Here is a 26,461-nt window from a genome sequence, read left to right on the forward strand (position 1 = left end):
AAGCGCCGAAAATTCCGCTATAATCTTATCTTTCTGGTGGCTGTAGCTCAGTTGGTAGAGTCCAGGATTGTGATTCCTGTTGTCGTGGGTTCGAGCCCCATCAGCCACCCCAGAATTTCATAAACAGAATCAGGCACTTAGGTGCCTGTTTTTGTTTCTGGGGATAGCTCGGGGATAAAGTGGCGCTCAGGTGCTTCGTTTCGAGGTGGTTCCCCCGTTGCTCCATTTGGCGAAGACAGACAGAGCCTCCAACTTGGCATCCCATCCAACCCGCCACACCTGCAGTGCCTTGCCGGGGAGGGCGCTGTCTCTTACGTGCGAGCTTTCCAGTCACCAGCCGCCGGCAATTCCAGCTCCCCCACACGAATTCCGCGCGCACTGCTTATCGCCACCTGAACTGCCTGCATGGTAGCTTCCGCAGCCATCGCGGCCAGCGTAATCATGTCGGGTGGCGCTGAAGCTGAACTGGCGGCAGTCGACACTGCAAACAGGGTATCTCCGTCCAGCAAGGTGTGAATCGGCGAAATGCAGCGCGCCAGTCCGTCATGGCCGGCCAATGCCAGACGTTGCAGCTGTGCCTTGTCCAGTTGCGCATCGGTGGCGATGACGCCGATGGTGGTGTTGGTTCCGGGCAGGGCGAACTGGGGTCGCTCGCCCCTGAGCAGGCTGTGCGCGGTGTTGCGCAGGGCCTTGCCATCTGCTGTTCGCGCTCCGGCCAGCATGCTGCCATCCGGCGCCAGAACATCTCCCACGGCGTTGACTGCGATTAGGGCGCCAACGGTCACGCCATGCACGCTGACACTGGCAGAGCCAATGCCACCCTTCATGGCGCAGGCATGTCCGAACAGCTTGCCTACGGTTGCACCGGCACCGGCCCCGACATTGCCGGTAGCGCAGGGAGTGCTGGTAGCAGCCTCGCAGGCGGCGCGCCCGGCGGCAGCGTCCGGGCGGATGGAGGCGTTGCCGACAGGCAGGTCGAACAACACGGCAGCGGGCACGATGGGCACGCGACCGACGCCCACGTCCAGACCATATCCCTGTTCCTCCAGCCATTCGGCTACCCCCGTGGCTGCAGACAGGCCCCAGGCGCTGCCCCCGCTCAGCACGATGGCATGCACCTGTTCCACCAGATTTCCGGGGCGCAGCAGATCGGTTTCCCGCGTGCCAGGCGCGGCACCGCGCACATCCACCGCAGCCACCGCTCCCTCCGGAGTCAGCACGACGCTGCATCCCGTGGGGCGCAGATCCGAGGTGAAGTGTCCGACCTGCACACCCTGCACCCGGGTAATGCAACCAGAGTCTGGAAGGGGAGAGGCAGATCGTGTCATTTGTGAAGGTAGAGGTTGTCAGACCAGGTGGCCAGCCACTGGGGGCGGAAGGCCACGAAAATGGCACTCAGCATGCCGGTCATGAATGCTTCGCCCCAGGCCATCATCCAGTGGGCGGTAGTCACCAGGGTGGGTTCGATGTTCGGCAGTTCGGCTCCGGCCCATTCTCCCAGCAGGCTGGCGCCGAAGGTGCTGACTGCTGTCACGATGAAGCCCCGGCCCAGCGTATAGACGAAGACATGGGGGCCGACATAGCGACGCAGCAGGGCGCCGAGCACCAGTGCGATGCTGGCGGGGAGTACGCCTATCCAGAAGGCGTTGGCGACCAGCAGTTCCACGGGAGCCGGTGCAACCAGTCCGGAAAGTGCGGCGATCAGGCAGATGACAGGCACCGCCAGCGGCCAGCCCAGCATCAGAAGGATCAGGCACGAACCCGACAGGATGAGCGGGATCGGCATCGCGTGCATGCGGGGAAGCGCCCACAACCAGGGGAAGAACACCAGGCTTGCCAGCAGCGGCGTGGCAAGAGCGCCATCCCGCAGCATGCGCCAGGGACGCATGCTGAAAGCCAGCGCCAAGGCCACTGCCAGCGGCAGCCATTCCCAGTTGAGATCCATCATGCGTGGATGATACAGCGGCGCATGGCCCGAAATCGGGAGGCGGAAGAGCGCATTCCTGTTGCGCGAGCAGTGCGGATGCAGGCGTATCGCACTGCTCGGCGCTCATGTGCGGAAGCGCATTGTTTCGCTTGAGAAAGCCAGGGTAAGGCAGGCTCCGAAAGCACGCCGGAAGTCAGGCGTTTGCGGCTGCTTCCGTAGTGTCTGCTTCTGCGGTTTCCACATTCTGGTCGGAACAGGTATCGCCACCGCAGCCATGGATCAACTCACCTGGCAGCATCTCCGGATGGGCGATGCTGCCCGTTTCGGGGTTGTAGCCAACACGCTGCAGGTGCATGGCCAGGGCGGCGTCCATGCTGTCGGCATGCTGCGGAAACCAGGTGGTCAGTTCGGCGGCCATCTGGCGCACGATGTTGCGATGGCCTTGCTGGCCATAGCGCAAGCCGTCGCGCATCACGTCGAGTACGGCCTTGTGGTGCGTGGTGTGGCAGTTACCCGCGGCGAAGCGCGTTTCCTGCATCCAGCGGTTTTCGTTGTCGAAATGCACCTGGGTATGGTCGATCAGGGCTTCCCACTTGGCGAGCAGGGTGTCGTCAGGGGCTTGCTGCACCTCGGCCAGCAGGTCCACGAATTCGATGTGGGTCTGGTCCATTGCGCCTACGCCTAGCGCAAAATCTTCGCTCCATTGCAGTGTGCTCACATGCTTCTCCATATCCGTTCCGGTGTGAGTCGATAGTGTAATCAGTGCAGCAGGTGCGCTGCTTGATGCCGGTCAGGAACAGGGGGCCGGCTGCGGTTACACTAGACGCAGAAACAACGCATTGGCTGGCGAGAGCGCAGCCTTTCAACTAGAGAGGAGTCAAACATGTTCAAGCACATTCTTCTGCCGGTCGATGGTTCCAGCACCGCTTCGCTGGCCGTCACCAAGGCCCTGTCCATGGCAAAGGCCTTCGGCAGCAAGGTGACGGCGCTCTACGTGCTCGATCCGTATCCGTTTGCCAGTGCCGGCCCCGATTTTGCCTTTGGCCAGGCGCAGTACCTGTCTGCGGTTAACACCGAGGCGGAGCAGGCACTCAAGGAGGTGGCCAACGCATTTGCTGCAGAAGGCGTGACGGTCGATACCGTGACGGTGGATGCCTACGCTGTCTGGAAAGGCATCATTGACACTTCCGACGAAGTGGGTGCCGATGTCATCGTGATGGGCTCGCACGGCCGTCGTGGCGTCGAGAAGCTCATGCTCGGCAGCGTGGCACAGCGCGTGGTTTCCCATGCCCACAACTCGGTGCTGATCGTGCACCACGGTGCTGGCGGCAAGGCCGAATAAGATTTTTTCGAAAATTTTTGCTGCTCTTGTCAAAAGCGAAAAAATCAGCATACAATAGCGGCTTCCGCGGGAATAGCTCAGTTGGTAGAGCGCAACCTTGCCAAGGTTGAGGTCGCGAGTTCGAGCCTCGTTTCCCGCTCCAAACAAGAAAGCCAGTGCAAGCAATTGCACTGGCTTTTTGCTTTTCCGGCGCCGAATGTTTGGCAGGGTGTGGCGTCAAAGGGCCTTGCGAAAGGTCAGGTTCAGCCGGCGCGCGCCAGAAAGGGCATGGGGCTCGCCGCGCACGGTCAGAACGCCGTGGTAACGCAGCCTATCCACACCACCCCACACCACGACATCACCATGGTGCAGGGGCACCCGCCGTACCGGATCGCTGCGCCTCAGGCCGCCAAACTGGAAGGTTGCACTCATGCCGAGTGAAACCGACACGATGGGCGCCTGCAGGTCCTGTTCGTCCCGGTCCTGATGCAGGCCCATGCGCGCGCCGGCCTGGTATTCGTTGATCAGGCACATGTCGGGGTGATAGTGTGGAAATCCGGCCATGCGTGCAGCGTCCTGCGCCAGCGCCAGCCAGTTGTCCGGCAGGGCGGGCCAGGGCTTGCCGCTGGAGGGGTCCAGCGTGCTGTAGCGATAGCCGCGTGTGTCTGACGTCCAGCCCGCCATCCCCGCATTGCTGATGCCGACAGACATGTGCTTGCCCCCGGGTACCTGCATGCAGCGCGGCGGGGCGAGGGCGTGGATGCTGGCGATGTCCTGCAGCAGGCGCTCGGCCTGGCTCAGGGCAAAGCCTGGAAACAGCCATGCCTGAGGGCCCAGTGCTTCAGGCCCCCGAGGGTCCGGGCTGCAGGATTCGAAGAGATCGGCGCTGGAAAGCATGGACGGTAGGTTTCTCCGATGGGGTGTCACCGAACTGAAATACGGACTGGTTACCGTGTGTAACTTTCCTTTTTCTTCTTTCAGCCAGAAGGTGATTTCAATGCAAGTGCGCTCCATTGTCCAGGCGTTTTCGATCAGCGTGTTGTCTGCGGCAGCTCTCGTCGCGTGTGGCGGCGGAAATGGCATCGGTCCGGGCAAGCCGGTTACTCCTCCCGGTCAGGGGCCCGTCAAGCCGGTTGAAGAGGCAACTCCCGTTTCCTTCACGCTGGAGAAAATCGGCGGTTACGAAACAGGAGTGTTCGGCAAGAGTGCTGCCGAGATCCCGGCTTTTGACGCTGCGTCCAAGCGCGCCTTCGTGGTCAATGCGCAATCTGGCAAGGTTGATGTGCTGGATCTGACAGATCCCGCCAAGCCTGTGCGGGTGGGTGAACTGGCCTCCGAATCGGTTCTGGCTGGCTCTGAAATCAACAGTGTGGCCGTTCACGGGGGTATTGTTGCCGTTGCCATCCAGGCAAAGCCCAAGACTGCCAACGGCCGCGTCGCCTTCTATCAAGCTGCAGACCTTTCCCTGTTGAGCCATGTGGAAGTGGGTGCGCAGCCCGACATGCTGACCTTCACGCCCGATGGCCGCCGCGTGCTCACGGCCAACGAGGGCGAGCCGAGCGATGACTACCAGACCGATCCGGAAGGCTCCGTCAGCATCATTCACATCGACAATGTGAAGACTCCGGTCGTGCGCACGGCGGACTTCAGTGCGTTCAATGGGCGCGAGAGCGAGTTGCGCAAGAAGGGCGTTCGCATCTTTGGTCCGAATGCCAATGCCGCCCGCGATTTCGAGCCCGAGTACGTCGCGCTTTCTGCGGACGGCAAGACCGCCTGGGCCACGCTGCAGGAGAACAATGCCCTGGCCATCATCGATGTGGACGCCGCCAAGGTGCTGGATGTGGTGCCGTTCGGCTACAAGGACCACGGCGTTGCAGGCAAGGGCATCGATGCATCGGACACAGACCTGAAGGCGGATATCCGCACCTGGCCGGGCGTGCTGGGCATGTATCTGCCTGATGCCATTGCAGCCTATCAGGCCGGCGGCAAGACTTATCTGGTGACTGCCAACGAAGGCGATGCACGTGCCTGGGGCGAGGGCGACGCAGCCTACTGGGGCGATGGCGTGGTGCCGGGCGATGCGAGCAAGGGCTTTGTCGAGGAGTTCCGTGCCAAGCACCTGATCAACGCGAAAGGCTGGGGTGGACGTGCCGGAGATGATCTGCCGCCGCAGCTGAACGCACTGGCCAAGGGTGGCTTGCTCAACCCCGCCAGCTTTGCCTATTGCGGCGCAGCCGCGGGTACACCTGGTGCGTGCCGTGACGATGACAAGCTGGGCCGCCTCACAGTCTCCTGGACGCAGGGCTATCAGACCCATGCGGACGGCAGCCCTGTGCTGTACACCTCCAAGGGGGTGCAGGATCCCGCAGGCGATCGCCTGATGTACGACCAGCTCTATGCCTACGGTACGCGTTCCTTCTCTATCTGGAACGACAAGGGTGAGCAGGTCTGGGATTCGGGGGATGCGATCGAGCAGTTCTTTGCCAGCGATGCCTGCAAGCTGGGCGCCAGCCGAACGATTCCCTGCAAGGACTTTTTCAACTCCAACCATGAGGCGGGTGGCTCGCTGGACAACCGCAGCGACAACAAGGGACCGGAGCCGGAAGGCGTGGTGGTCGGCAAGATCGGCAGCAAGCATTTTGCCTTCATCGGTCTTGAGCGCATGGGCGGTGTGCTGGCGTACGACATCACCAATCCTTCTGCGCCGCAGTTTGTGGACTATCTGAATACGCGTGAAGACTGGACCACCAAGGATCCGTCCACCGTACAGGCTGGTGATCTCGGCCCTGAAGGGCTCGCCTTCATTCCCGCTGCGCAGTCGCCGAATGGCAAGCCGCTGTTGCTGGTGGGCAATGAAGTGAGCGGCAGCACCACGGTGATGCAGCTCAATCTGCAGTACTGATAGGCTTGATCCGGAAGCGTGGGGAATCCCGTGCTTCCGGACTTGTTACCGCAGTGTGTGGGTGCAGAGAGGACTTGTGTCATTGAAAGTACCGGCACCCGGCTTTTTCATAAGCGGAGGGTGCCGGGCAATCGCTACTGAGGCTCTGGCGTCCGGGCCGGCTTGCCAGTGAAGGCTGTGCGGGTCAGCTTGCCAGCAGGGAGCGATACAGTGCAGCCAGCCGGCCGGCCATGGCCGTATCCGACCATGCGCTGGCGTCGCTGCGGGCATGTTGGCGCAACTGTTCCAGGCGTTCCGGCTGCGCAAACAGTTCGGCCAGTTGCGCGCCGAAAGCTGCCGGATCATTGGGTGGCGCTATGGCGCTGCGGGCCGAGGCGAGAATGTCGGTGGTGCCCATTTCGGCAAGGGCCACTACGGGCGTGCCGGCCGCCATGGCTTCCAGAAGGACCAGGCCCTGGGTTTCCGTAAGGGAAGCGAATACGAAGACATCGGCTGCGGCATAGCAGGCCGGCAACTCGTGGTGTCTTTCGAGATACCCGATGAACCGGACCGAGTGGTCGAGCTGTTGCTGCGCTACCTGTTGCTGCAGTTCGGCGCGGGCGGGGCCTTCGCCGGCAATCACCAGCAGCAGGTCGGGGCAACCCTTCAAGGCGTGCTGCAGCGCTTGCAGCAGAAAGCCGATATTCTTTTCGTGGGCCACGCGGCCGACAAAGAGCGCCATGGGGCGTTCTGGCGCAATGCCATGCCTTGCCCGAAAAGAGGCGCCATCCGCGTCGGCAAAGTTCTGCACCGGAATGCCGGTGGGCAACACGTGCATGGAGGTGCTCACACCGTAGTCCCGCAGGCGATCGCGCATGGCAGAAGAGGGGACGACGACGGCATCCAGCGCATTGCACTGGCGGCGGGACCATGCACGCGCCTGTCCGCGCAGCCAGCGCGCGGGAAGCATGGGCGCGTAATGATGCAGGTATTCCTCGAACAGCGTGTGGTAGGTGGCCAGCACCGGCTTGCCCAAGGTGCTTGCTGCCTTCAGGCCAGCGTAGTGCGCCACGAAAGGCGTCTGGATGTGAATCAGGTCGCAATTGCGGGCGGCAGCCAGTGCTGCGCGGTGCATGGCGCGCCAGTGGAGCAGGCGATCCTCGGGGTCACCGGGCACCTGCCAGCCTTTCACGCGCACGACATCGGGGCTGTCGGTTTCGTGGCCGTAACGCGGGGCCACCATGCGCACTGTCACACCGTGACGCGGCAGTGCGGTGCGGAAGGTTTCTATGGAAGTGGAGACGCCGTTGACGCGCGGAAAGTAGACATCCGATACCATCAGGACCCGCATTCAGGCCTCGACCGCTGCACCCATCGGACTGGCCGGAATGCGGGACGGCTCGCGCTCGTCCCAGGTAATCTGCTCCAGGCGGCCATCCAGATGCTCGACGATGGCGGTGCAGGAGTCCACCCAGTCGCCGCAGTTTACATACTGCAGGCCATCGATTTCACGGATGGTGGCCCAGTGGATATGGCCGCAGATCACGCCATCCAGATTGCGCTCGCGCGCGTGGTGGGTGGCGGAATCCTCGAAATCGAAGATGAAGTTGAGGGCGGTCTTGACCTTGCGCTTGGCGTAGCCGGCAAGTGACCAGTAGCCGGAAATGCCCAGCTTGCGGCGCACCCAGGACAGCCAGGTGTTGAGATTGACCAGCGCCTCATAGGCCTTGTCGCCCAGCACGGCCACCCACTTGTGGTGTTGCGTCACCTGGTCGAACTGGTCGCCATGGATCAGCAGGTAGCGCTTGCCATCCACCGTCTGGTGCACCAGTTCACGCTGCACGTCGATCTCCAGAAATACCGTCTGGCAGTACTCGCGCAGGATTTCGTCGTGGTTGCCGGGAATCAGCACCACGCGCGTGCCGGCGCGGGCGCGTTGCAGCAGCTTCTGCACCACGTGGTTCTGTGCCTGCGTCCAGTAGATGTTGCGGCTCATGGCCCAGAAGTCCACCACATCGCCAATGAGGAAGATGTTTTCCGCGTGGTGTTCCTGCAGGAAATCCAGCAGCCGATCGGCCTGGCAGGCACGCGTGCCCAGATGGATGTCGGAGATGAAGATGGACTGGACTTGTTGCATGTGCAAGAAGTTACCGGTGCGTTATGAAATGGGGGTGACGCTTCCGTGGCAGAACTGTGAACGTTGCTGTAGTCAGACGGTGTTGGCTGCAGACGCCGAGCCTGCATCCGCTGCTGCACGTGGCCTTTGTGCGTGATTGTTCAGGATTCATGGGGCATGGAAGGAGGCCGCCATCAACGGGTCGTCCTCACGGAATGACGGCGCTGTTCGATGCGCTGAAGATTCCAATGCGAAGAATGTGTATGACTGAGCATCAGGAACTGCTCGTGACTTGACGCTGAGCATACGCGGTTGACGGGCAGGAGAGAATCCCGTCCGATGTTGGCAGGCTTTCACTTTGAGTGGCCTTGATTCGCGAGCCTGAAGCATGATCCCTGTTCACACTGCACCAGCGGAAGTTCTTGTCATCTGGCTACTCGCTACGAACAGCTGTGCATGTGGTAACTACGCATGGCAAGTTACTCGGAGGGAAAAACGAAAAAACCCTCGCAAATCAAGGATTTGCGAGGGTTTTTGTGTTCTGGCGGAGAGGGCGGGATTCGAACCCGCGGTAGGCTATTAACCTACACACGCTTTCCAGGCGTGCGACTTAAACCGCTCATCCACCTCTCCAGAAGACCGCTATTCTAGCAGGGAAAAACCCTGCTTGTCATCGGCCGGGCAAGATTTCTGAAAAAAGACGCTCACTGTGGCCGCTGCGCCTGCACCATCTTCATGGCCGAGGCAATCAGCGTGGACACTTCCGTCATGTTGGCTGGCACAACCAGGGTCGTAGTCGAGTCCGCAGCCACGCGGCTGTAGGCCTCGACAGCCTTTTCTGCAACCTTGAGTTGCACCGCCTGCTCGCCACCGGGCTGGCGGATGGCCGCAGCAACGCGTTCAATGGCTTGCGCTGTCGCATCCGCAACTGCCGTGATGGAAGCCGCCTCCCCCATGGCGTTGTTGATCACGGCCTGTTTCTCACCCTCCGAGCGGGCAATGAAGGCTTCGCGCTCGCCGGTGGCGATGTTGATCTGCTCCTGGCGGCGGCCTTCGGAGGCAGCAATCAGCGCGCGCTTTTCACGTTCGGCGGTGATCTGGGCCTGCATGGCGCGCAGAATCTCTGCCGGCGGCGTCAGATCCTTGATCTCGTAGCGCAGCACCTTCACGCCCCAGTTCAGGGCCGCTTCGTCAATGGCGTTCACCACCTGCGCGTTGATCATCTCGCGCTCTTCAAAGGTCTTGTCCAGTTCCAGCTTGCCGATCACGCTTCGCAACGAAGTCTGCGCGAGCTGCGTCACGGCCATGATGTAGTTGCTGGAGCCATAGCTGGCGCGCATGGCATCCGTCACTTGGAAGTAGAGGATGCCGTCCACCTGCAGCTGGGTGTTGTCCTTCGTGATGCAGACCTGGCTGGGCACATCCAGCGGAATTTCCTTCAGGCTGTGTTTGTAGGCCACGCGGTCGATAAAGGGCAGCAGAAAATTCAGGCCCGGGTTGAGCGTGGTGTGGTATTTGCCGAGGCGTTCCACCACCCAGGCATTCTGCTGGGGCACGACCTTGATGGTTTGCGCGATGAAGATGACAGCGACGGCGAGCAGGACGATGGCGTATTCCATCTCTAACCTCCGGGTAGTAACCAGACAGGCCGTACACAAGGACGGCGGAAACCTTGCACTATAGACCAGTCACGTGACAAGCCCGTCACGTGCTACGTGTCGAATCAAGCGGCTCCAGCACCAGCCGGTTGTTGAGAATGTCGACGACGCGGTGCTGACCAGCTTGCAGCGGAGTGGCAGAATCCGCTGCAATGGCGGTCCATGGTGCACCCCGGTAGGCTACCTGCGCCGTGCCATCCGGCTGCCAGTGCTCGACTGCCACTGTGCCACCAATGTCCAGCTTGTTCCTCGTGGCGTTGGCCCGTGTGGGCGCCGTCTTGCGCCGGCCACGCAGCACAAACCACAGCAGCACTGCCAGACTGCTGACAATGGCAGCCCCCGCAATCTGGCCGGAAACCGGCAGGCCCAGGTAGGTAAGCAGGGCGGCCGTCATCGCACCCAGCGACAGCATCAGCAGGAAAAAGGTCCCGCTCAGCAGTTCCGCGCCAACCAGCAGCGCGGCTGCAATCCACCAGAGAGTCGCGTTATCCAATGCAGGCTCCATGTTCAGGGTCAGACACCGCGGCTAGTGTCATATTTCGCCGCTATGGTCGCATGTTTGCCGCAAGCTGTGGCATTTACCGGATCGCGGGGTGCCAAATTGCAGTCTGTTGCGTTGCAGCAGGGCGCACACACGTATCATTCTGCCTTATCGTCTATTTGCTGTTTTCCAGAACTGGAGTCTGTCCGTGAAATTCCGCTTTCCCATCGTGATCATCGACGAGGATTACCGCGCCGAGAACATTTCCGGCCTGGGCATCCGCGCCCTGGCAGAGGCCATCGAGAGCGAGGGATTTGAAGTGCTGGGCGTCACCAGTTACGGCGACCTGAGCCAGTTCGCCCAGCAGCAGAGCCGTGCCAGCGCCTTCATCCTGTCGATTGACGACGAGGAATTCTCCACCGGCCCCGATCTGGATCCTGCCGTGCTCAACCTGCGCACCTTCATCGAGGAAGTGCGCCGCAAGAACGAGGACGTGCCGATCTACGTCTACGGCGAAACCAAGACCAGCCGCCACCTGCCCAACGATGTGCTGCGCGAGCTGCACGGCTTCATCCACATGTTCGAGGACACGCCCGAATTCGTGGCGCGCCACATCATCCGCGAAGCCAAGGCCTATCTGGAAAGCATCCAGCCGCCATTCTTCCGCGCGCTGCTGGACTATGCCGAAGATGGCTCCTACTCTTGGCATTGCCCGGGCCACTCTGGCGGCGTGGCTTTCCTGAAGTCGCCCATCGGCCAGATGTACCACCAGTTCTACGGCGAGAACATGCTGCGCGCCGACGTCTGCAACGCGGTGGAAGAGCTGGGCCAGCTGCTGGACCACAACGGCGCCATTGGCGAGAGCGAGCGCAATGCCGCGCGCATCTTCAATGCCGACCACTGCTTCTTCGTCACCAACGGCACCTCCACCTCCAACAAGATGGTGTGGCACCACACCGTGGCCGCCGGCGACGTGGTGGTGGTGGACCGCAACTGCCACAAGAGCAACCTGCACGCCATCATCATGACGGGTGCGATCCCGGTGTTCCTGCGCCCCACGCGCAACCACTACGGCATCATCGGTCCGATCCCGCAAAGCGAGTTCGAGCCCGAGGCCATCATGGCCAAGATCAAGGCCAACCCGCTGCTCAAGGATGTCGATCCCAAGAAGGTCAAGCCCCGCATCCTGACGCTGACGCAATCCACTTATGACGGCGTGCTCTACAACACCGAAACCATCAAGAACCTGGTGGACGGTTACGTGGAGAACCTGCACTTCGACGAAGCCTGGCTGCCGCATGCCTCCTTCCATCCGTTCTACGGCACCTTCCACGCCATGGGCCGCAAGCGCGAGCGTCCGCAGAAGACCATGGTGTACTCCACGCAATCCATCCACAAGCTGCTGGCCGGTATCAGCCAGGCCAGCCATGTGCTGGTGCAGGATTCGCAGGAACGCAAGCTGGACACCTACCTGTTCAACGAGGCCTACCTGATGCACACGTCCACCTCGCCGCAGTACAGCATTATTGCCAGCTGTGATGTGGCCGCAGCCATGATGGAGCCGCCTGGCGGTACCGCGCTGGTGGAAGAGAGCATCGTCGAGGCGCTGGACTTCCGCCGTGCCATGCGCAAGGTCGAGGAAGAGTTCGGCAAGAACGATTGGTGGTTCCAGGTCTGGGGTCCGGACGAGCTGGCCGACGAAGGCATTGGCCGTGCCGATGACTGGGTGATTCATTCCAAGGGCAAGGGCAAGAAGTCGCAGCAATGGCACGGCTTCGGCGAACTGGCCGATGGTTTCAACATGCTGGACCCGATCAAGTCCACCATCGTGACGCCCGGCCTCAAGCTGGATGGCACATTCGAGCAGAACGGCATCCCGGCCAGCATCGTCACCAAGTACCTGGCCGAGCACGGCGTGGTGGTGGAAAAGACCGGCCTGTACAGCTTCTTCATCATGTTCACCATCGGCATCACCAAGGGCCGTTGGAACACGCTGCTCACCGCGCTGCAGCAGTTCAAGGACGATTACGAGAAGAACCAGCCGATGTGGCGCATCCTGCCGGAGTTCTGCCAGCAGCACCGCCGCTACGAGCGCATGGGCCTGCGAGACATGTGCCAGTACGTGCACGAGATGTACGCCAAGTACGACATTGCCCGTCTGACGACCGACATGTACCTGTCCGAGCTGACGCCGGCCATGACGCCTTCGGACGCCTACGATCACATCGCCCGCCGCCAGACCGAGCGTGTGGAAATCGACCACCTGGAAGGCCGCGTCACCGTGGGCCTGGTCACACCGTACCCGCCGGGCATTCCGCTACTCATTCCGGGCGAAGTGTTCAACAGCCAGATCGTCGACTACCTCAAGTTTGCGCGTGAGTTCGCCAAGCAGTGCCCCGGCTTCGAGACCGATATCCACGGTCTGGTCAAGCAGCTGGATGAGAAGGGCGAAGTGCGCTTCTATGCCGACTGCGTGATGGAAGAGCCGGTGCCGGGTCGCCGCCGTTCGCGTTCCAAGGCCGCGCGCCCGCTGACCATGGACGACATGATCGCCGCGCAGCAGCACACGCCGTTCACCAGCCAGTTCTGACGAACGGTTTGGCCAAGCAAAAGCGCCTGGTGTCTTGGGACACCAGGCGCTTTTTGTTGGGGCGGAGAGTTGAATCGCAGCGTTTTCAGTGAAGGTTACGCGAATCACTCTCACCGAGAGGCGTGGCCCAGCCAAAAGGCCGGACTGCCAGGACGCCTCGGCATCCTGACTGGCCGCTTCGCTTACTCGTAGTCGGAGCTCAGACCAGCCGTCTGGCTGAAGCCGCAGTCCACATAGCTGATCTCGGCCGTCATGCCGGAAGCCAGATCGGACAGCAGGAAGGCGGCGACGTTGCCCACTTCCTCGATGGTGACGTTGCGGCGCAGCGGGGCGTTGGTGGCCATGAAGGCCAGCAGCTTGCCGAAGTCCTTGATGCCGCTGGCGGCCAGCGTCTTGATCGGGCCGGCGCTGATGCCATTCACGCGGATGGAGCGGCCATCCTCGGTACGGCCCACGGCTTCGGCCAGGTAACGCACGGATGCTTCCAGCGAGGCCTTGGCCAGACCCATGGTGTTGTAGTTGGGGATGGTGCGCATGGCGCCCAGATAGGTCAGCGTCAGCATGGACGACTTGTCGTTCAGGTAGGGCAGGGCTGCCTTGGCCATGGCCGGGAAGCTGTAGGCGCTGATCTCGTGGGCGATCTTGAAAGCATCGCGGCTCAGGCCGTCCAGGAAGTTGCCGGCAATCGCTTCACGCGGTGCAAAACCGATGCTGTGCACGAAGCCGTCGAACTTGGGCCATACCTGTGACAGGTCGGCAAACAGCTTTTCGATCTGGGCATCGTCGCCGACATCGCAGTCGAACACCAGGCTGGAGCCGAAGTCTGCGGCAAATTCGGTGATGCGGTCCTTGAAGCGCTCGCCCACGTAGCTGAAGGCCAGCTCGGCGCCTTGCTCATGACAGGCCTTGGCAATGCCGTAGGCAATCGAGCGGTTGGAGAGCACGCCGGTAATCAGCAGTTTCTTGCCGGACAGGAAACCCATGGAATTCTTCCTCTTGTAATGTCTGAATGGGAAAATAGCGGTAATCGGGCAGCACCAATGCCAGCCGAAGACAGCATCTGCCTCCGTGCGCGGGTCTGCAAAGTGTGCATTGTCGCATGGCCGATAGGGCTATCGGAAGTCTCGGGACATGCGTTCGGGGTGGCAGGGCACCAAAAGCATGGCGTCGCCACAACGCACAGACGTGCAGGCTCCCTTGTACAGAGGGCGCGCCTCGGCTATAATTTCGTCCATCACCACCAAGCGTGCACGCAAAATGGGCCGGTTTTTACCCGCCCATTTTTTTTGTTCATGCTCGGAAATGGGGGCTTGGCGGCCTGAAGTTTGTTTGCAGAATCAACAGGTTGCCGTAATTTTCTAAACACGGGAACATAAAGGCAAGGCGTGTCGCTACAAAGTCTGGTCGAGCAAACAGTACAAGGATTGGGCCTGGATCTGGTCGAGATTGAACGCTCGGCAGGCGGATTGCTGCGCATCACCATTGATTTGCCCTGGATGCCCGAGCACGCGGCCCTGCCCGAGCAGTTCGTCACCATCGAGGATTGCGAGAAAGTCACCCGCCAGTTGCAGTACGCACTGGAAGTGGACGGCATCGATTACAACCGCCTCGAAGTGTCCTCGCCCGGCATTGATCGCCTGCTGCGCCACGGCAACGATTTCCTGCGTTTCGTCGGCGAGGAAGTCGACATCACGCTGAAAGAGCCGATCGGCCCGAACGAATCCAGCATCGCAGCCAACCGCAAGAAGTTCCGCGGCACGCTGGAGCAGACCGACAGCGGCTGGCAGATCGTGTGGAGCGATGCGCCGCCGGTCAAGCCGGGTCAGCGCGTCAGCAAGAAGAAGGCGCCGCCGCCGCTACAGGCTCTGGGTTTCGTGCTCGATGAGGTGCGCGAGGCCCGTCTGGCTCCCGTGGTCGATTTCAAGGGCCGCCGCAAGCCGGCCGCTGCCAACCCCGCGCAAGAACAACCCCGTCCCGAGAACGACGCACAAGATACGGAGTAAACCACAATGAATCGCGAACTGTTGATGCTGGTCGAGGCGATTGCCCGCGAAAAGAACGTCGAGCGTGACGTGGTGTTCGGCGCCATCGAAATGGCGCTGGCCCAGGCCACCAAGAAGCTGTACAACGGCGAGGTTGACATCCGTGTCGCCATCGACCGCGAGAGCGGCGAATACGAAACCTTCCGCCGCTGGCTGGTCGTGCCCAACGAGGCCGGCCTGCAGAACCCCGATGCCGAAGAACTGCTGATGGATGCGGAAGACCGCATCGCCGATATCGCCGTGGGCGACTTCATCGAAGAGCAGGTCGAGTCCGTGCCGATCGGCCGTATCGGCGCCATGACGGCCAAGCAGGTCGTGCTGCAGCGCATCCGTGATGCCGAGCGCGAAATGCTGCTGCGCGAATTCATGGAGCGCGGCGAGAAGATCTTCACCGGCACCGTCAAGCGCATGGACAAGGGCGACCTGATCGTCGAGAGCGGCCGCGTGGAAGGCCGTCTGCGCCGCAGTGAAACCATCCCGAAGGAAAACTTCCGCACCGGCGACCGCATCCGCGCCATGATCATGGAAGTGGACACCACGCTGCGTGGCGCGCCCATCCTGCTGTCGCGTTCCGCGCCCGAATTCATGGTCGAACTGTTCCGCCAGGAAGTGCCCGAGATCGAGCAGGGCCTGCTGGAGATCAAGTCCTGCGCCCGTGACCCCGGCAGCCGCGCCAAGATCGCCGTGGTCGCCCATGACCAGCGCATCGACCCGATCGGCACCTGCGTCGGCGTGCGCGGCAGCCGCGTGACGGCCGTCACCAACGAGCTGGCTGGCGAGCGTGTCGACATCGTGTTGTGGAGCGAGGATCCGGCCCAGTTCGTGATCGGCGCGCTGGCTCCGGCCAACGTGCAGTCCATCGTCGTGGACGAAGAAAAGCATGCCATGGATGTGGTGGTGGACGAGGAAAACCTCGCCGTGGCCATCGGCCGTGGCGGCCAGAACGTGCGTCTGGCCTCCGACCTGACCGGTTGGAAAATCAACATCATGGACGCGGCCGAGTCTGCCGAGAAGCAGGCCAACGAGCAGCACGAGCTGCGCACGCTGTTCATGAGCAAGCTGGATGTGGACGAGGAAATCGCCGACATCCTGATCGAAGAGGGCTTTACCAGCCTGGAAGAAGTCGCCTACGTTCCCCTGCAGGAAATGCTGGAAATCGAGGCGTTCGACGAGGACACCGTCAACGAGCTGCGTGCCCGTGCCAAGGATGCCCTGCTGACCATGGAAATCGCCCAGGAGGAGAGCGTGGAAGACGCTGCACTCGACCTGCGCGACCTGGAAGGCATGACGCCCGAACTGCTGGCCAAGCTGGCCGAAGGCAACGTGCATACGCGTGACGAGCTGGCTGATCTGGCGACTGATGAACTGGTCGAGATGACCGGCCAAACTGAGGATGAGGCGACTGCGCTCATCATGAAAGCCCGCGAGCACTGGTTCGACCAGGATCAGGCGTAAGGAAAGGGGTGAGCAACCATATGACAAATACAACCGTCGCCGAATTTGCAGCAGAACTGAACAAGACGCCGCAGGCCCTGCTGGACCAGCTCCAGAGCGCCGGCGTGAACAAGAACGCCGCCTCCGATACCCTGAGCGAGTCCGACAAGCTGAAGCTGCGTGACTACCTGCGCGCCGCCCATGGAACGGGCGCCGAACGCAAGAAGATCGTGCTGACCAAGAAGTCCACCAGCGAGATCAAGCAGGCCGACGCAACCGGCCGTGCCCGCACCATCCAGGTGGAAGTGCGCAAGAAGCGCACGCTGATCAAGCGTGACGAATACGAGGCCGAAGCTACCGAGGCTGCTGCACCCGCCGCTCCTGCTGTGGATACGGAAGAGCTGCTGCGCCGCGAGGAAGAAGCCCGCCGCCAGGCCGAGCTGATCCGTCGCCAGGAAGAAGAGCTGGCCGAGCGCCGCCGCCAGCGTGAGGAAGAGGAAAAGCGCGAAGCCGAAGAGCGTGCCCGCGCCGAAGCCGAAGCCCGTGCTGCGGCCGAGGCGGCTGCTGCCCAGAAGGCTGCCGAACCGGTCGATCCGGAAAAGGCCCGTGCCGAAGCCCGTGCCCGCGCCGAAGCCGAAGTCGCTGCCATCCAGAACGCCCGTGCTGCCAGCGCCGAACGCGAGGCCGCTGCCCGTGAGGCCGCCGAATCCCGCGAGCGCGCTGCTGCCGAAGCCAAGGCCAAGGCCGAAGCCGCTGAAGCAGAAGCCAAGGCCAAGGCGGAAGCCGAGCGCCAGGCCCGTCTGGACGAGGAAGCCAATCGCGCCAAGGAACTGGAAGAGCGCCGCCGCAAGGCCCTGGCTGAGGCGGAAGCCATCCGCGCCATGATGAATGCGCCGGCCAAGGTGCTGACTGCCAAGAAGCCCGAAGAGCCGAAGCCGGCCAAGGGGACGCTGCACAAGCCCGCTGCCAAGGCAGACGCCAAGCCCGCCGCCAAGACCGGCGGAACAGCTCCTGCCGGCGGCGCTGGTGCCAAGGAAGTCAAATCCGCCAAGCTGTCTTCCAGCTGGGCCGGTGATGGCGACAACAAGAAGAAGGGCGAAATCAAGACGCGTGGCGACACGTCCGCCGGCAACCGCGGAGGCGGCAACTGGCGTTCCGGCCCGCGTGGCGGCCGCCGCAACGATCGCCATGGCCGTGACGAGCGTCGCGAGCCGCAGGCACCGGCCGAGTTCAAGCAACTCGAGATCCATGTGCCCGAGACCATTACCGTGGCCGAACTGGCGCACAAGATGGCCATCAAGGCTTCCGAAGTGATCAAGGTGCTGATGAAGCTGGGCCAGATGGTCACCATCAACCAGCCGCTGGACCAGGACACCGCCATGATCGTGGTGGAAGAAATGGGCCACCTGGCAGTGCAGGCCGCTCTGGACGATCCGGAAGCCTTCACCCAGGAAGAGGTGGAAGCACAAAGCGCCGAACTGCTGCCGCGTGCACCGGTGGTGACCGTGATGGGTCACGTCGACCACGGCAAGACCTCGCTGCTGGACTACATCCGCCGCGCCAAGGTGGCGGCAGGCGAAGCCGGCGGCATCACGCAGCACATCGGTGCCTACCACGTCGAAACCGAGCGTGGCATCGTCACCTTCCTGGATACCCCCGGCCATGAGGCGTTCACCGCCATGCGTGCCCGCGGTGCCCAGGCTACCGACATCGTGATTCTGGTCTGCGCTTCCGACGACGGTGTGATGCCCCAGACCAAGGAAGCCATCAAGCACGCCAAGGCGGCCGGAGTGCCGATCGTGGTCGCGCTGACCAAGGCCGACAAACCCGAAGCCAACCCCGAGCGCGTCAAGGGCGAGCTGGTGGCCGAGGAGGTGGTGCCGGAAGAATTCGGTGGCGACTCCCCGTTCGTGGCTGTCTCCAGCAAGACCGGCATGGGCATCGACGAGCTGCTCGAGAACGTGCTGCTGCAGGCTGAAGTGCTGGAGCTGAAGGCGCCGATTGACGCCATGGCCAAGGGCCTGGTGGTGGAAGCGCAGCTCGACAAGGGCCGTGGTCCGGTGGCGACCGTGCTGGTGCAGTCCGGTACGCTCAAGACGGGCGATGTGGTGCTGGCGGGCCAGACCTGGGGTCGCGTGCGTGCCATGAACGACGAAAACGGCAAGCCGACCAAGTCGGCCGGCCCGTCCATCCCGGTGGAAATCCAGGGTCTGACCGAAGTGCCGCAGGCCGGCGACGAGTTCATGGTGCTGGCCGACGAGCGTCGCGCCCGTGAAATCGCCACCTACCGCTCCGGCAAGTTCCGCGATACCAAGCTGGCCAAGCAACAGGCGGCCAAGCTGGAAAACATGTTCGCCAACATGGAGGCGGGCGAGGTCAAGACCCTGCCCATCATCATCAAGGCCGACGTGCAGGGTTCGCAGGAAGCGCTGGCAGCCTCGCTGCTCAAGCTGTCGACCGACGAAGTCAAGGTGCAGGTGGTGTATGCTGCCGTGGGTGGCATCAGCGAAAGCGATATCAACCTGGCCATCGCCTCCAACGCCGTGGTGATCGGTTTCAACACGCGTGCCGACGCCAACGCCCGCAAGGCGGCCGAAGGCAACGGCATCGACATCCGCTACTACAACATCATTTACGACGCCGTGGATGACGTGAAGGCGGCCATGAGCGGCATGCTGACGCCCGACAAGAAGGAAGAGATCATCGGTCACGCCGAAATCCGTACCGTGTTCGTGGCATCGAAGATTGGTACCGTTGCGGGCTGTATGGTCACTTCCGGCCATGTCACGCGCAGCGCCAACTTCCGCCTGCTGCGCGACAACGTGGTGATCTATACCGGCGAGCTGGATTCCTTGAAGCGCATGAAGGACGATGTGCGCGAGGTCAAGGAAGGCTTCGAGTGCGGTATCAAGCTCAAGAACTACAACGACATCAAGGAAGGCGACCAGCTCGAATTCTTCGAAGTCAAGGAAGTGGCACGTACGCTGTAAATGGCACAGAAGAAATCCCCGACCAACCGCAGCTACAAGGTTTCCGACCAGATCCAGCGTGATCTGGCGGAACTGATTGCGCGCGAGCTCAAGGATCCCCGCGTCGGCATGGTGACGCTGCAGGGCGTGGAAGTCACGCCCGACTACGCCCATGCCAAGGTGTATTTCAGCGTGCTGACCGGTGATCCGGAGCAGACGCAGGAAGCGCTCAACCACGCGGCCGGCCATCTGCGCAACGGCCTGTTCAAGCGCCTGCACATCCATACCGTGCCGACGCTGCACTTCATCTACGACCGCACCCAGGAGCGTGCGGCGGACATGAACGCACTAATTGCCAAGGCAGTCTCTTCCCGTTCCAAAGACGAGGAATAACCATGACTGCTGCTCCACGTACCAGGGTGCAGCGTCGCCCTGTGCATGGGGTGCTGCTGCTCGACAAACCGCTCGGACTCTCCAGCAACCAGGCCTTGCAGAAGGTCAAGTGGTTGCTGCGTGCCGAGAAGGCCGGCCATACCGGCACCCTCGACCCGCTCGCCACCGGCGTGCTGCCGCTGTGCTTTGGCGCTGCCACCAAATTCAGCCAGATGCATCTCGATGCCGACAAGGCGTACGAGGCGACGCTGCGCCTGGGCGTTACCACGACGACGGGAGATGCCGAAGGCGAAGTGCTGCAGGAGCGCCCCGTTGCGGTGAGCGACGCGGACATTGCTGCGGTGCTGGAACGCTTTACCGGCCCGCAGCAGCAGGTGCCGCCCATGCATTCCGCGCTCAAGAAGGACGGCAAGGCGCTGTACGAATACGCCCGCGCCGGCGAAACGGTGGAGCGCCCGCCGCGCAACATCACCGTGTTCCGCCTTGAGCGTCTGCCGGCACCGGAGTCGGTGCTGCAGGCGCATCCGCAAGGTAAGGTCATCAAGCTGCATGCCGCTGTCAGCAAGGGCACCTACATCCGTACGCTGGCCGAAGACATCGGCGCTGCTCTCGGCTGTGGCGCGCACCTGATCGGCCTGCGCCGCGTCCAGACCGGCGCTTTCGGCCTGCAGGGCTGTGTCACGCTGGAAGCGCTCGAGGCCATGAACGAGGCCGAGCGCCTGCAGGCGTTGCACCCCGTGGACATTCTGCTGACCGGTCATGCGCCTGTCATGCTGGTTGCGGACGATGCAGCACGCTTTCTGACCGGCCTGCGCCGCCGCGGCACATGGCCGGATGCCGACCACCTTGCTGTGTACGGACCGCCGCCTGCGCCCGGTGTTGCCGTGGAGCGTGTGTTGCTGGGCACCGCCCATGCCCACGCCGGCCAGCTGATTCCGACTCGGCTGCTGAGCCCGCTCGAAATCACCCAGGCCTTGGCGCAGCACCCTCCCGACTTGCCGGCCTGAGCCACCCTATAACAAACAAATCTCCCATCTTCCAAAAAGCATTGTTTCCATGAGTACCCAAATCCGCAATATCGCCATCATCGCCCACGTCGACCATGGCAAGACCACGATGGTCGACCAGCTCCTGCGCCAGTCCGGCACCTTTGCCGATCACGAAAAAGTCGTCGACACCGTGATGGACAACAACGCCATCGAGCGCGAGCGTGGCATCACCATCCTGGCCAAGAACTGCGCCGTGAGCTGGGAAGGCACCCACATCAACGTGATCGACACCCCCGGCCACGCGGACTTCGGTGGCGAGGTGGAGCGCGCGCTGTCCATGGTGGACGGCGTGGTGCTGCTGATCGACGCCCAGGAAGGCCCGATGCCGCAGACACGCTTCGTGACCAAGAAGGCGCTGGCGCTGGGCCTAAAGCCCATCGTGGTGGTGAACAAGGTCGACAAGCCGGGCGCCGATCCGGACAAGGTGATCAACGCCGCTTTCGACCTGTTCGACAAGCTGGGCGCGACTGATGAGCAGCTGGACTTCCCGGTGGTGTACGCTTCCGGCATCAACGGCTGGTCGTCGCTGGAAGAGGGCGTGCCGGGCGAGCAGTGGGGCAAGGATATGTCGGCCCTGTTCAACACCATCCTGAAGCATGTGCCGTCGCACGAAGGGGATGCCAGCGAGCCGCTGCAGCTGCAGATTTCTGCCATCGATTTCTCGACCTTCGTGGGCCGCATCGGCGTGGGCCGTGTCAACTCCGGCACCGTGCGCCCCGGCATGGATGTGCTGGTGATGGAAGGCCCGGACGGCAAGCAGACCAAGGGCCGCATCAACCAGGTGCTGACCTTCGAGGGTCTGGACCGCGTGCAGGTCAAGGAAGCCCGTCCCGGCGACATCGTGCTGATCAACGGGATCGACGAGATCGGCATCGGCGTGACCGTGACCGACGTCAACGATCCGCGCCCGCTGCCCATGCTGAAGGTCGACGAGCCGACGCTGACCATGAACTTCTGCGTCAACACCAGCCCGCTGGCCGGCCGCGAAGGCAAGTTCGTGACCAGCCGCCAGATCTGGGACCGTCTGCAGAAGGAACTGCAGGCCAACATGGCGCTGCGCGTGAAGGAAACCAACGAGGACGGCATTTTCGAAGTGTCCGGCCGTGGTGAACTGCACCTGACCATCCTGCTGGAAAACATGCGCCGCGAAGGCTACGAGCTGGCCGTGTCCAAGCCGCGCGTGGTGTTCCGCGAAATTGACGGCGTGCTGTGCGAGCCGATCGAGCTGGTCACCGCCGACATCGAGGAAGGCCACCAGGGCGGCGTGATGCAGGCCCTGGGCGAGCGCAAGGGCGAACTGGTGAACATGGAGCCGGACGGCCGTGGCCGTGTGCGCCTCGAATACCGCATTCCGGCGCGCGGCCTGATCGGCTTCACCAACGAATTCCTGAACCTGACGCGCGGTTCCGGCCTGATCGCCAACATCTTTGACGGCTACGAGGAGCACCGTGGCGAGATCGGCAGCCGCAAGAACGGCGTGCTGATTTCCATGGATGATGGCGAAATCTTCACCTACGCGCTGGGCAAGCTGGACGACCGCGGCCGCATGTTCGTGAAGGCCGGCGACCCGGTGTATGAAGGCATGATCGTCGGCATCCACAGCCGCGACAACGACCTGGTGGTGAACGCCACGCGCACCAAGCAGCTGACCAACTTCCGCGTGAGCGGCAAGGAAGACGCGATCAAGATCACGCCGCCGATCGAGCTGACGCTGGAATACGGCGTGGAGTTCATCGAGGACGACGAGCTGGTGGAGATCACGCCCAAGAGCATCCGCCTGCGCAAGCGTCATCTGAAAGAGCACGAACGCAAGCGCGCCAGTCGCGAGAGCGCCGTCTGATCCCGACCGGGAGGATTCCCGGTTTCCTGAATCTGCGGAGCCTCGGCTCCGCTTTTTTCCGTCTGGTGTGCGATGTTGTTGCGTTCCCTGTTGCCTGCCGCCATGAGCCACCGGCGCGCGGTTGTCGTGATGACGCTGGCCACGCTGCTGTGGGCTACGGCGGGGGTGTTCACGCGCCAGATCACGGGGGCACAGGGTTTCGAGATCACCTTCTGGCGCAGCGTGCTGGCGCTGGCTTCCATGCTGCTGTTGCTTCGCTGGTGGCGCGGGCCGGGATTTTTCGGCCGCATTCCATGGCGCGAACCGGTGCTGTGGCTGTCCGGTTTGTGCTGGGCCACCATGTTTACCGCCTTCATGATGGCGCTGAGTTTTACCACCGTGGCCAACGTGCTGGTGCTTTCGGCGCTCGGGCCGGTATTCACGGCGCTGGTGAACCGCTTCGTACTCGGCAACCCCTTGCCGCGCCGCACCTGGATGGCCATTGCGACGGCAGGAGCTGGAATTTTCTACATCTACGCTGCGCAGCTTACCTTGGGGCACGATCGCAAGCTGATCGGTTCGCTGATTGCGCTGTTGGTTCCGGTGGGCGCTTCCGCGCAATGGATCCTGATGCAGCGCGAGCAGCAGCGCGTTCGTAGACTGACGCCACAGCGGCTTACGACCGAATTGCTGATCGAGCAGGGCGTTATGCCGGATCAAGGGAGCAAGGCGCAAGTGCTACCAACAGAAGACGTCCTGCCTCAACAGATGCCCGCTCCGGCCATCCGCGACATGGTTCCTGCACTGCTGATCGGCGCCGCGCTTTCGGCACTGATATGTCTGCCATTTGCCATTCCCTTTCAGGCCACTCTTGCGGACATGGGCTGGCTCGCGCTGCTCGGCATGGTGCAGTTGGCCATTCCTTGCAGCATGGCGGTGGTGGCTTCGCGCGTATTGCATGCACCGGAACTGTCGCTTCTGGCTTTGCTCGAGATAATTTTTGGCATACTTCTGACTTGGTGGGGTGCGGGCGAAATTCCTGGCCCCAACGTAGCCATCGGCGGCGCGCTGGTAATAGTCGCGCTCGCCCTCAATGAAATCCTCGGATGGAGACAATCGGAATGACGCAAGCGAGACAATGGGCCACCACGGACGTGCTGGAAGAAGTACGAGGTGGTGTCGGTTTCATCACCCTCAACCGTTCGAAGGCGCTCAATGCCTTGTCGCTCGCCATGGTGCGCGCCATGTACGAGATCCTGCTGGACTGGAAGGACAACCCGGCAGTCAAGGCCATCGCGATCCGCGGCAGCAACAAGGAAGGCCCCTTCGGCGCCTTCTGTGCCGGTGGCGACATCCGCTTTTTCCATGAGCAAGCCGAGCATGGCAACCCCGAGATCGAGGACTTCTTCACCGAGGAATACACCCTCAACAATCTGATCCCGAACCTGGGCAAGCCCTATATCGCCTTCATGGACGGCATCGTGATGGGTGGCGGCATGGGCATCAGCCAGGGCGGTACCGACCGCATCCTGACAGAGCGCACGCGCATGGCCATGCCCGAGACCCTGATCGGCCTGTTCCCCGATGTGGGTGGCGGCTATTTCCTGAGCCGTTGCCCGGGCCACACAGGAGAGTGGCTGGGTCTGGCTGGCGACCACGTGATGGGCGGAGACGGACTGAGCATCGGCTGGGGTGACCATTTCCTTTCCAGCAGCCGCCAGGCTGAAGTGTGGCAGGCGCTGGGCGAGCAGGACTTTTCGTCCGGTGAGGCGGCCCGGCAATGGCTGCGCGGCCAGTGCGAACCGGCTCCCGCCGTGAGCGAGGCTTTTACCAAGGCGCGCGAGGAGGCCGAGCAATTCTTCGGTGCCGGCGATTTCAACGCCATCCTGAAGGCTCTGGAGGCCGCTACCGACAACGCATGGGCACAGAAAACCGCCCAGGCACTGCGCAAGCGTTCGCCGCTGATGCTGCATGTGGTGTTCGAGCAGATCCGCCGCGCCCGCGGCATGACGCTGGCCGAAGACCTGCGCATGGAGCGTGATCTGGTGCGCCACTGCTTCTTCCCGCAGCACATGGGCCGCAAGGCGGTGAGCAGCGAAATCATCGAGGGCATCCGCGCCCTGGTGGTGGACAAGGACAACAACCCGCAGTGGGATCCCCCGCGCGTCGAGGACGTCACGCCCGAGATGATCGAGGCCTTTTTCGAGAGCCCCTGGCCGGCCAGCGTGCACCCGCTCGCATCCCTGAAGTAAACGCCGCAACCGGGAGCCACAGCGCTCCCGGTTGCGTCCTTGCGCCGATTTTGAAAGTTCCCCATGAGCAAGCAAACCAAGTACGTGCTCGACGAAGAGCAGATTCCCAAGTTCTGGTACAACATCCAGGCCGACCTGCCAGTGCCGCTGCCGCCCGTGCTGCACCCCGGCACCATGCAGCCGGTGGGTCCGGATGACCTGTCGCCGCTGTTCCCCATGTCGCTGATCCAGCAGGAAGTCAGCACCGAGCGCGAGATCGAGATTCCCGAACCCGTGCGTGACGTGTTCCGCCTGTGGCGTCCGGCGCCGCTCTACCGTGCCCACGGACTGGAAAAGGCGCTGGATACGCCCGCCAAGATCTTCTACAAGTACGAGGGCGTGAGCCCGGCTGGCAGCCACAAGCCGAACTCTGCCATTCCGCAGGCCTTCTACAACAAGGAAGCCGGCGTGAAGCGCCTGACCACCGAAACCGGTGCCGGCCAGTGGGGCACCTCGTTGGCATTTGCCGGTTCGCTCTATGGCCTGGACGTGGAAATCTTCCAGGTGCGCGTGTCGTACGACCAGAAGCCGTACCGCCGCGCCGTGATGGAAACCTACGGTGCGCGCTGCATCGCCTCGCCTTCCAACGAGACGGAATACGGCCGCAAGGTGCTGGCCGAGAACCCGAACCACACCGGCAGCCTGGGCATCGCCATCAGCGAGGCAGTGGAAATTGCCGCACAACGCGACGACACCAAATACGCCTTGGGCTCCGTGCTCAACCACGTGCTGCTGCATCAGACCATCATCGGCCAGGAAGCCATGCTGCAGATGGAGATGGCCGATGCCTATCCGGACGTGGTGCTAAGCTGCACCGGCGGCGGCTCCAACTTTGCCGGCATTGCCTTCCCGTTCATGGGCCAGGCGCTGCGTGGCGGGCCGAAGCCGCGCATCGTGGCGGTCGAGCCCACGGCCTGCCCGTCGCTCACGCGTGGCAAGTACGCCTACGACTTTGGTGATACCGGCCACATGACGCCCATCACCAAGATGCATACGCTGGGCTCCACCTTCACGCCGCCGGGCTTCCACGCTGGTGGTCTGCGCTACCACGGCATGGCGCCGCTGGTGTCGCATGTGAAGGAACTGGGCCTGATGGAAGCGGTGGCTTACGGCCAGCGCGAGTGTTTCGAGGCCGGCGTACTGTTCGCTCGCCACGAAGGCATCGTGCCGGCGCCTGAATCCAACCACGCCATCAAGGGCGCGATCGAGGAAGCGCTGCGCTGCAAGCGTGAAGGCAAGGCCGAGACGATCCTGTTCTGCCTGAGCGGCCACGGCCACTTCGACATGGCGGCCTACACCCGCTACTTCGAAGGCGATCTGCAGAACGAGGTGTACGCGGAAGAGGCGATGGCCGAGGCCATGGCGCATCTGCCGGAAGTGCCCGAGAACGTCTGACGCTGAAGCCCGGTCAAGAAAGCCCCGCAAGCAATTTGCTGCGGGGCTTTTTCATGGTGAACGGCTGGGCCGGTCGTCCTGCGGCGCAGGACGCG

21 protein-coding genes and 3 tRNA genes are annotated in these 26,461 nt (G+C 62.5%); 14 read left to right on the forward strand and 10 right to left on the reverse strand.

Going from position 1 to position 26,461, the window contains the following annotated elements; translation table 11 throughout:
• The first annotated feature begins 36 nt into the window (after positions 1-36).
• Positions 37-112, forward strand: a tRNA-His gene (locus tag BMW28_RS05120).
• Positions 113-311: 199 nt separating this feature from the next.
• On the opposite strand, the gene BMW28_RS05125 is transcribed toward BMW28_RS05120, so the two are convergent.
• From BMW28_RS05125 to BMW28_RS05135, 3 genes are all read right to left on the reverse strand, one after another.
• Positions 312-1,328 carry a P1 family peptidase gene (locus BMW28_RS05125; RefSeq protein WP_091814640.1) on the reverse strand — a complete coding sequence of 339 codons (1,017 nt, stop codon included), beginning with the start codon at positions 1,326-1,328 and terminating at the stop codon, positions 312-314.
• Entirely contained in the window at positions 1,325-1,945 is a 621-nt protein-coding gene (locus BMW28_RS05130) for an energy-coupling factor ABC transporter permease (RefSeq protein ID WP_091815533.1), read from the reverse strand. Before BMW28_RS05130 ends, BMW28_RS05125 begins: the two co-directional genes overlap by 4 nt.
• A gap of 175 nt (positions 1,946-2,120) precedes the next feature.
• The gene (locus tag BMW28_RS05135) at positions 2,121-2,657 is read right to left on the reverse strand and encodes a hemerythrin domain-containing protein (protein WP_323031167.1); all 537 of its coding nucleotides are present in this window, start codon (positions 2,655-2,657) and stop codon (positions 2,121-2,123) included.
• Positions 2,658-2,810: 153 nt separating this feature from the next.
• On the opposite strand from BMW28_RS05135, the gene BMW28_RS05140 reads away from it, so the two are divergent.
• Together BMW28_RS05140 and BMW28_RS05145 are read left to right on the forward strand one after the other, a co-directional pair.
• The gene (locus BMW28_RS05140; RefSeq protein ID WP_091814642.1) at positions 2,811-3,269 is read left to right on the forward strand and encodes a universal stress protein; all 459 of its coding nucleotides are present in this window, start codon (positions 2,811-2,813) and stop codon (positions 3,267-3,269) included.
• Positions 3,270-3,335: 66 nt separating this feature from the next.
• Positions 3,336-3,411: transfer RNA gene (locus BMW28_RS05145), tRNA-Gly, on the forward strand.
• Positions 3,412-3,485: 74 nt separating this feature from the next.
• Here BMW28_RS05145 and alkB read toward each other — a convergent pair.
• Positions 3,486-4,145 (reverse strand): DNA oxidative demethylase AlkB, encoded by a 660-nt coding sequence (alkB, locus tag BMW28_RS05150; protein ID WP_091814645.1) that lies wholly within the window; start codon positions 4,143-4,145, stop codon positions 3,486-3,488.
• A gap of 100 nt (positions 4,146-4,245) precedes the next feature.
• Between alkB and BMW28_RS05155 the strand changes: the two genes are divergently transcribed.
• Positions 4,246-6,150, forward strand: a complete 1,905-nt coding sequence (locus BMW28_RS05155) for a choice-of-anchor I family protein (RefSeq protein ID WP_091814646.1) — start codon at positions 4,246-4,248, stop codon at positions 6,148-6,150.
• A gap of 184 nt (positions 6,151-6,334) precedes the next feature.
• Here the strand turns inward: BMW28_RS05155 and BMW28_RS05160 are convergent, their stop codons facing one another.
• The 5 genes from BMW28_RS05160 to BMW28_RS05180 all read right to left on the reverse strand — a co-directional run bounded on the left by BMW28_RS05160 (position 6,335) and on the right by BMW28_RS05180 (position 10,396).
• Positions 6,335-7,480: a glycosyltransferase gene (locus tag BMW28_RS05160; protein ID WP_091814649.1), complete on the reverse strand. Its 1,146-nt coding sequence runs from the start codon at positions 7,478-7,480 to the stop codon at positions 6,335-6,337.
• Positions 7,481-8,266, reverse strand: coding sequence for a UDP-2,3-diacylglucosamine diphosphatase (locus BMW28_RS05165; RefSeq protein ID WP_091814652.1), 786 nt, complete (start codon positions 8,264-8,266; stop codon positions 7,481-7,483).
• A gap of 521 nt (positions 8,267-8,787) precedes the next feature.
• A tRNA-Ser gene (locus BMW28_RS05170) sits at positions 8,788-8,878 on the reverse strand.
• 71 nt (positions 8,879-8,949) lie between these two features.
• Complete coding sequence (locus BMW28_RS05175) at positions 8,950-9,864, reverse strand: SPFH domain-containing protein (RefSeq protein ID WP_091814654.1); 915 nt, start codon at positions 9,862-9,864, stop codon at positions 8,950-8,952.
• An 85-nt stretch (positions 9,865-9,949) separates the two neighbouring features.
• The gene (locus BMW28_RS05180; RefSeq protein WP_091815538.1) at positions 9,950-10,396 is read right to left on the reverse strand and encodes an NfeD family protein; all 447 of its coding nucleotides are present in this window, start codon (positions 10,394-10,396) and stop codon (positions 9,950-9,952) included.
• Between the two features lie 196 nt (positions 10,397-10,592).
• Between BMW28_RS05180 and BMW28_RS05185 the strand changes: the two genes are divergently transcribed.
• Positions 10,593-12,974: an arginine/lysine/ornithine decarboxylase gene (locus BMW28_RS05185; protein ID WP_091814657.1), complete on the forward strand. Its 2,382-nt coding sequence runs from the start codon at positions 10,593-10,595 to the stop codon at positions 12,972-12,974.
• Positions 12,975-13,156: 182 nt separating this feature from the next.
• Here BMW28_RS05185 and fabI read toward each other — a convergent pair whose 3' ends face one another.
• Positions 13,157-13,957, reverse strand: a complete 801-nt coding sequence (fabI, locus tag BMW28_RS05190) for an enoyl-ACP reductase FabI (RefSeq protein WP_091814660.1) — start codon at positions 13,955-13,957, stop codon at positions 13,157-13,159.
• 402 nt (positions 13,958-14,359) lie between these two features.
• Here fabI and rimP point away from each other — a divergent pair, with 402 nt between their 5' ends.
• The 9 genes from rimP (at position 14,360) to BMW28_RS05235 (ending at position 26,366) form a co-directional block, all read left to right on the forward strand.
• Entirely contained in the window at positions 14,360-14,977 is a 618-nt protein-coding gene (gene rimP / locus BMW28_RS05195) for a ribosome maturation factor RimP (protein WP_091814662.1), read from the forward strand.
• A 6-nt stretch (positions 14,978-14,983) separates the two neighbouring features.
• Positions 14,984-16,471, forward strand: coding sequence for a transcription termination factor NusA (gene nusA, locus BMW28_RS05200; RefSeq protein ID WP_091814665.1), 1,488 nt, complete (start codon positions 14,984-14,986; stop codon positions 16,469-16,471).
• 20 nt (positions 16,472-16,491) lie between these two features.
• The gene (gene infB, locus BMW28_RS05205; protein WP_091815540.1) at positions 16,492-19,440 is read left to right on the forward strand and encodes a translation initiation factor IF-2; all 2,949 of its coding nucleotides are present in this window, start codon (positions 16,492-16,494) and stop codon (positions 19,438-19,440) included.
• Positions 19,441-19,812, forward strand: coding sequence for a 30S ribosome-binding factor RbfA (gene rbfA / locus BMW28_RS05210; RefSeq protein ID WP_091814668.1), 372 nt, complete (start codon positions 19,441-19,443; stop codon positions 19,810-19,812).
• Positions 19,813-19,814: 2 nt separating this feature from the next.
• A complete protein-coding gene (truB, locus tag BMW28_RS05215; protein WP_091814671.1) occupies positions 19,815-20,819 on the forward strand; it encodes a tRNA pseudouridine(55) synthase TruB in 1,005 nt (334 codons plus the stop codon).
• A gap of 49 nt (positions 20,820-20,868) precedes the next feature.
• Positions 20,869-22,701, forward strand: coding sequence for a translational GTPase TypA (typA, locus tag BMW28_RS05220; protein ID WP_091814674.1), 1,833 nt, complete (start codon positions 20,869-20,871; stop codon positions 22,699-22,701).
• Positions 22,702-22,803: 102 nt separating this feature from the next.
• The gene (locus BMW28_RS05225) at positions 22,804-23,805 is read left to right on the forward strand and encodes a DMT family transporter (protein ID WP_234969983.1); all 1,002 of its coding nucleotides are present in this window, start codon (positions 22,804-22,806) and stop codon (positions 23,803-23,805) included.
• Positions 23,802-24,932, forward strand: a complete 1,131-nt coding sequence (locus BMW28_RS05230; protein ID WP_091814677.1) for an enoyl-CoA hydratase/isomerase family protein — start codon at positions 23,802-23,804, stop codon at positions 24,930-24,932. The genes BMW28_RS05225 and BMW28_RS05230 overlap by 4 nt, the downstream gene beginning before the upstream one ends.
• 63 nt (positions 24,933-24,995) lie before the next feature.
• Positions 24,996-26,366 carry a TrpB-like pyridoxal phosphate-dependent enzyme gene (locus BMW28_RS05235; protein WP_091814680.1) on the forward strand — a complete coding sequence of 457 codons (1,371 nt, stop codon included), beginning with the start codon at positions 24,996-24,998 and terminating at the stop codon, positions 26,364-26,366.
• Positions 26,367-26,461: the final 95 nt, after the last annotated feature.

The organism is Allobrachymonas denitrificans DSM 15123, from assembly GCF_900110225.1.
Taxonomy (GTDB): domain Bacteria; phylum Pseudomonadota; class Gammaproteobacteria; order Burkholderiales; family Burkholderiaceae_C; genus Brachymonas; species Brachymonas denitrificans.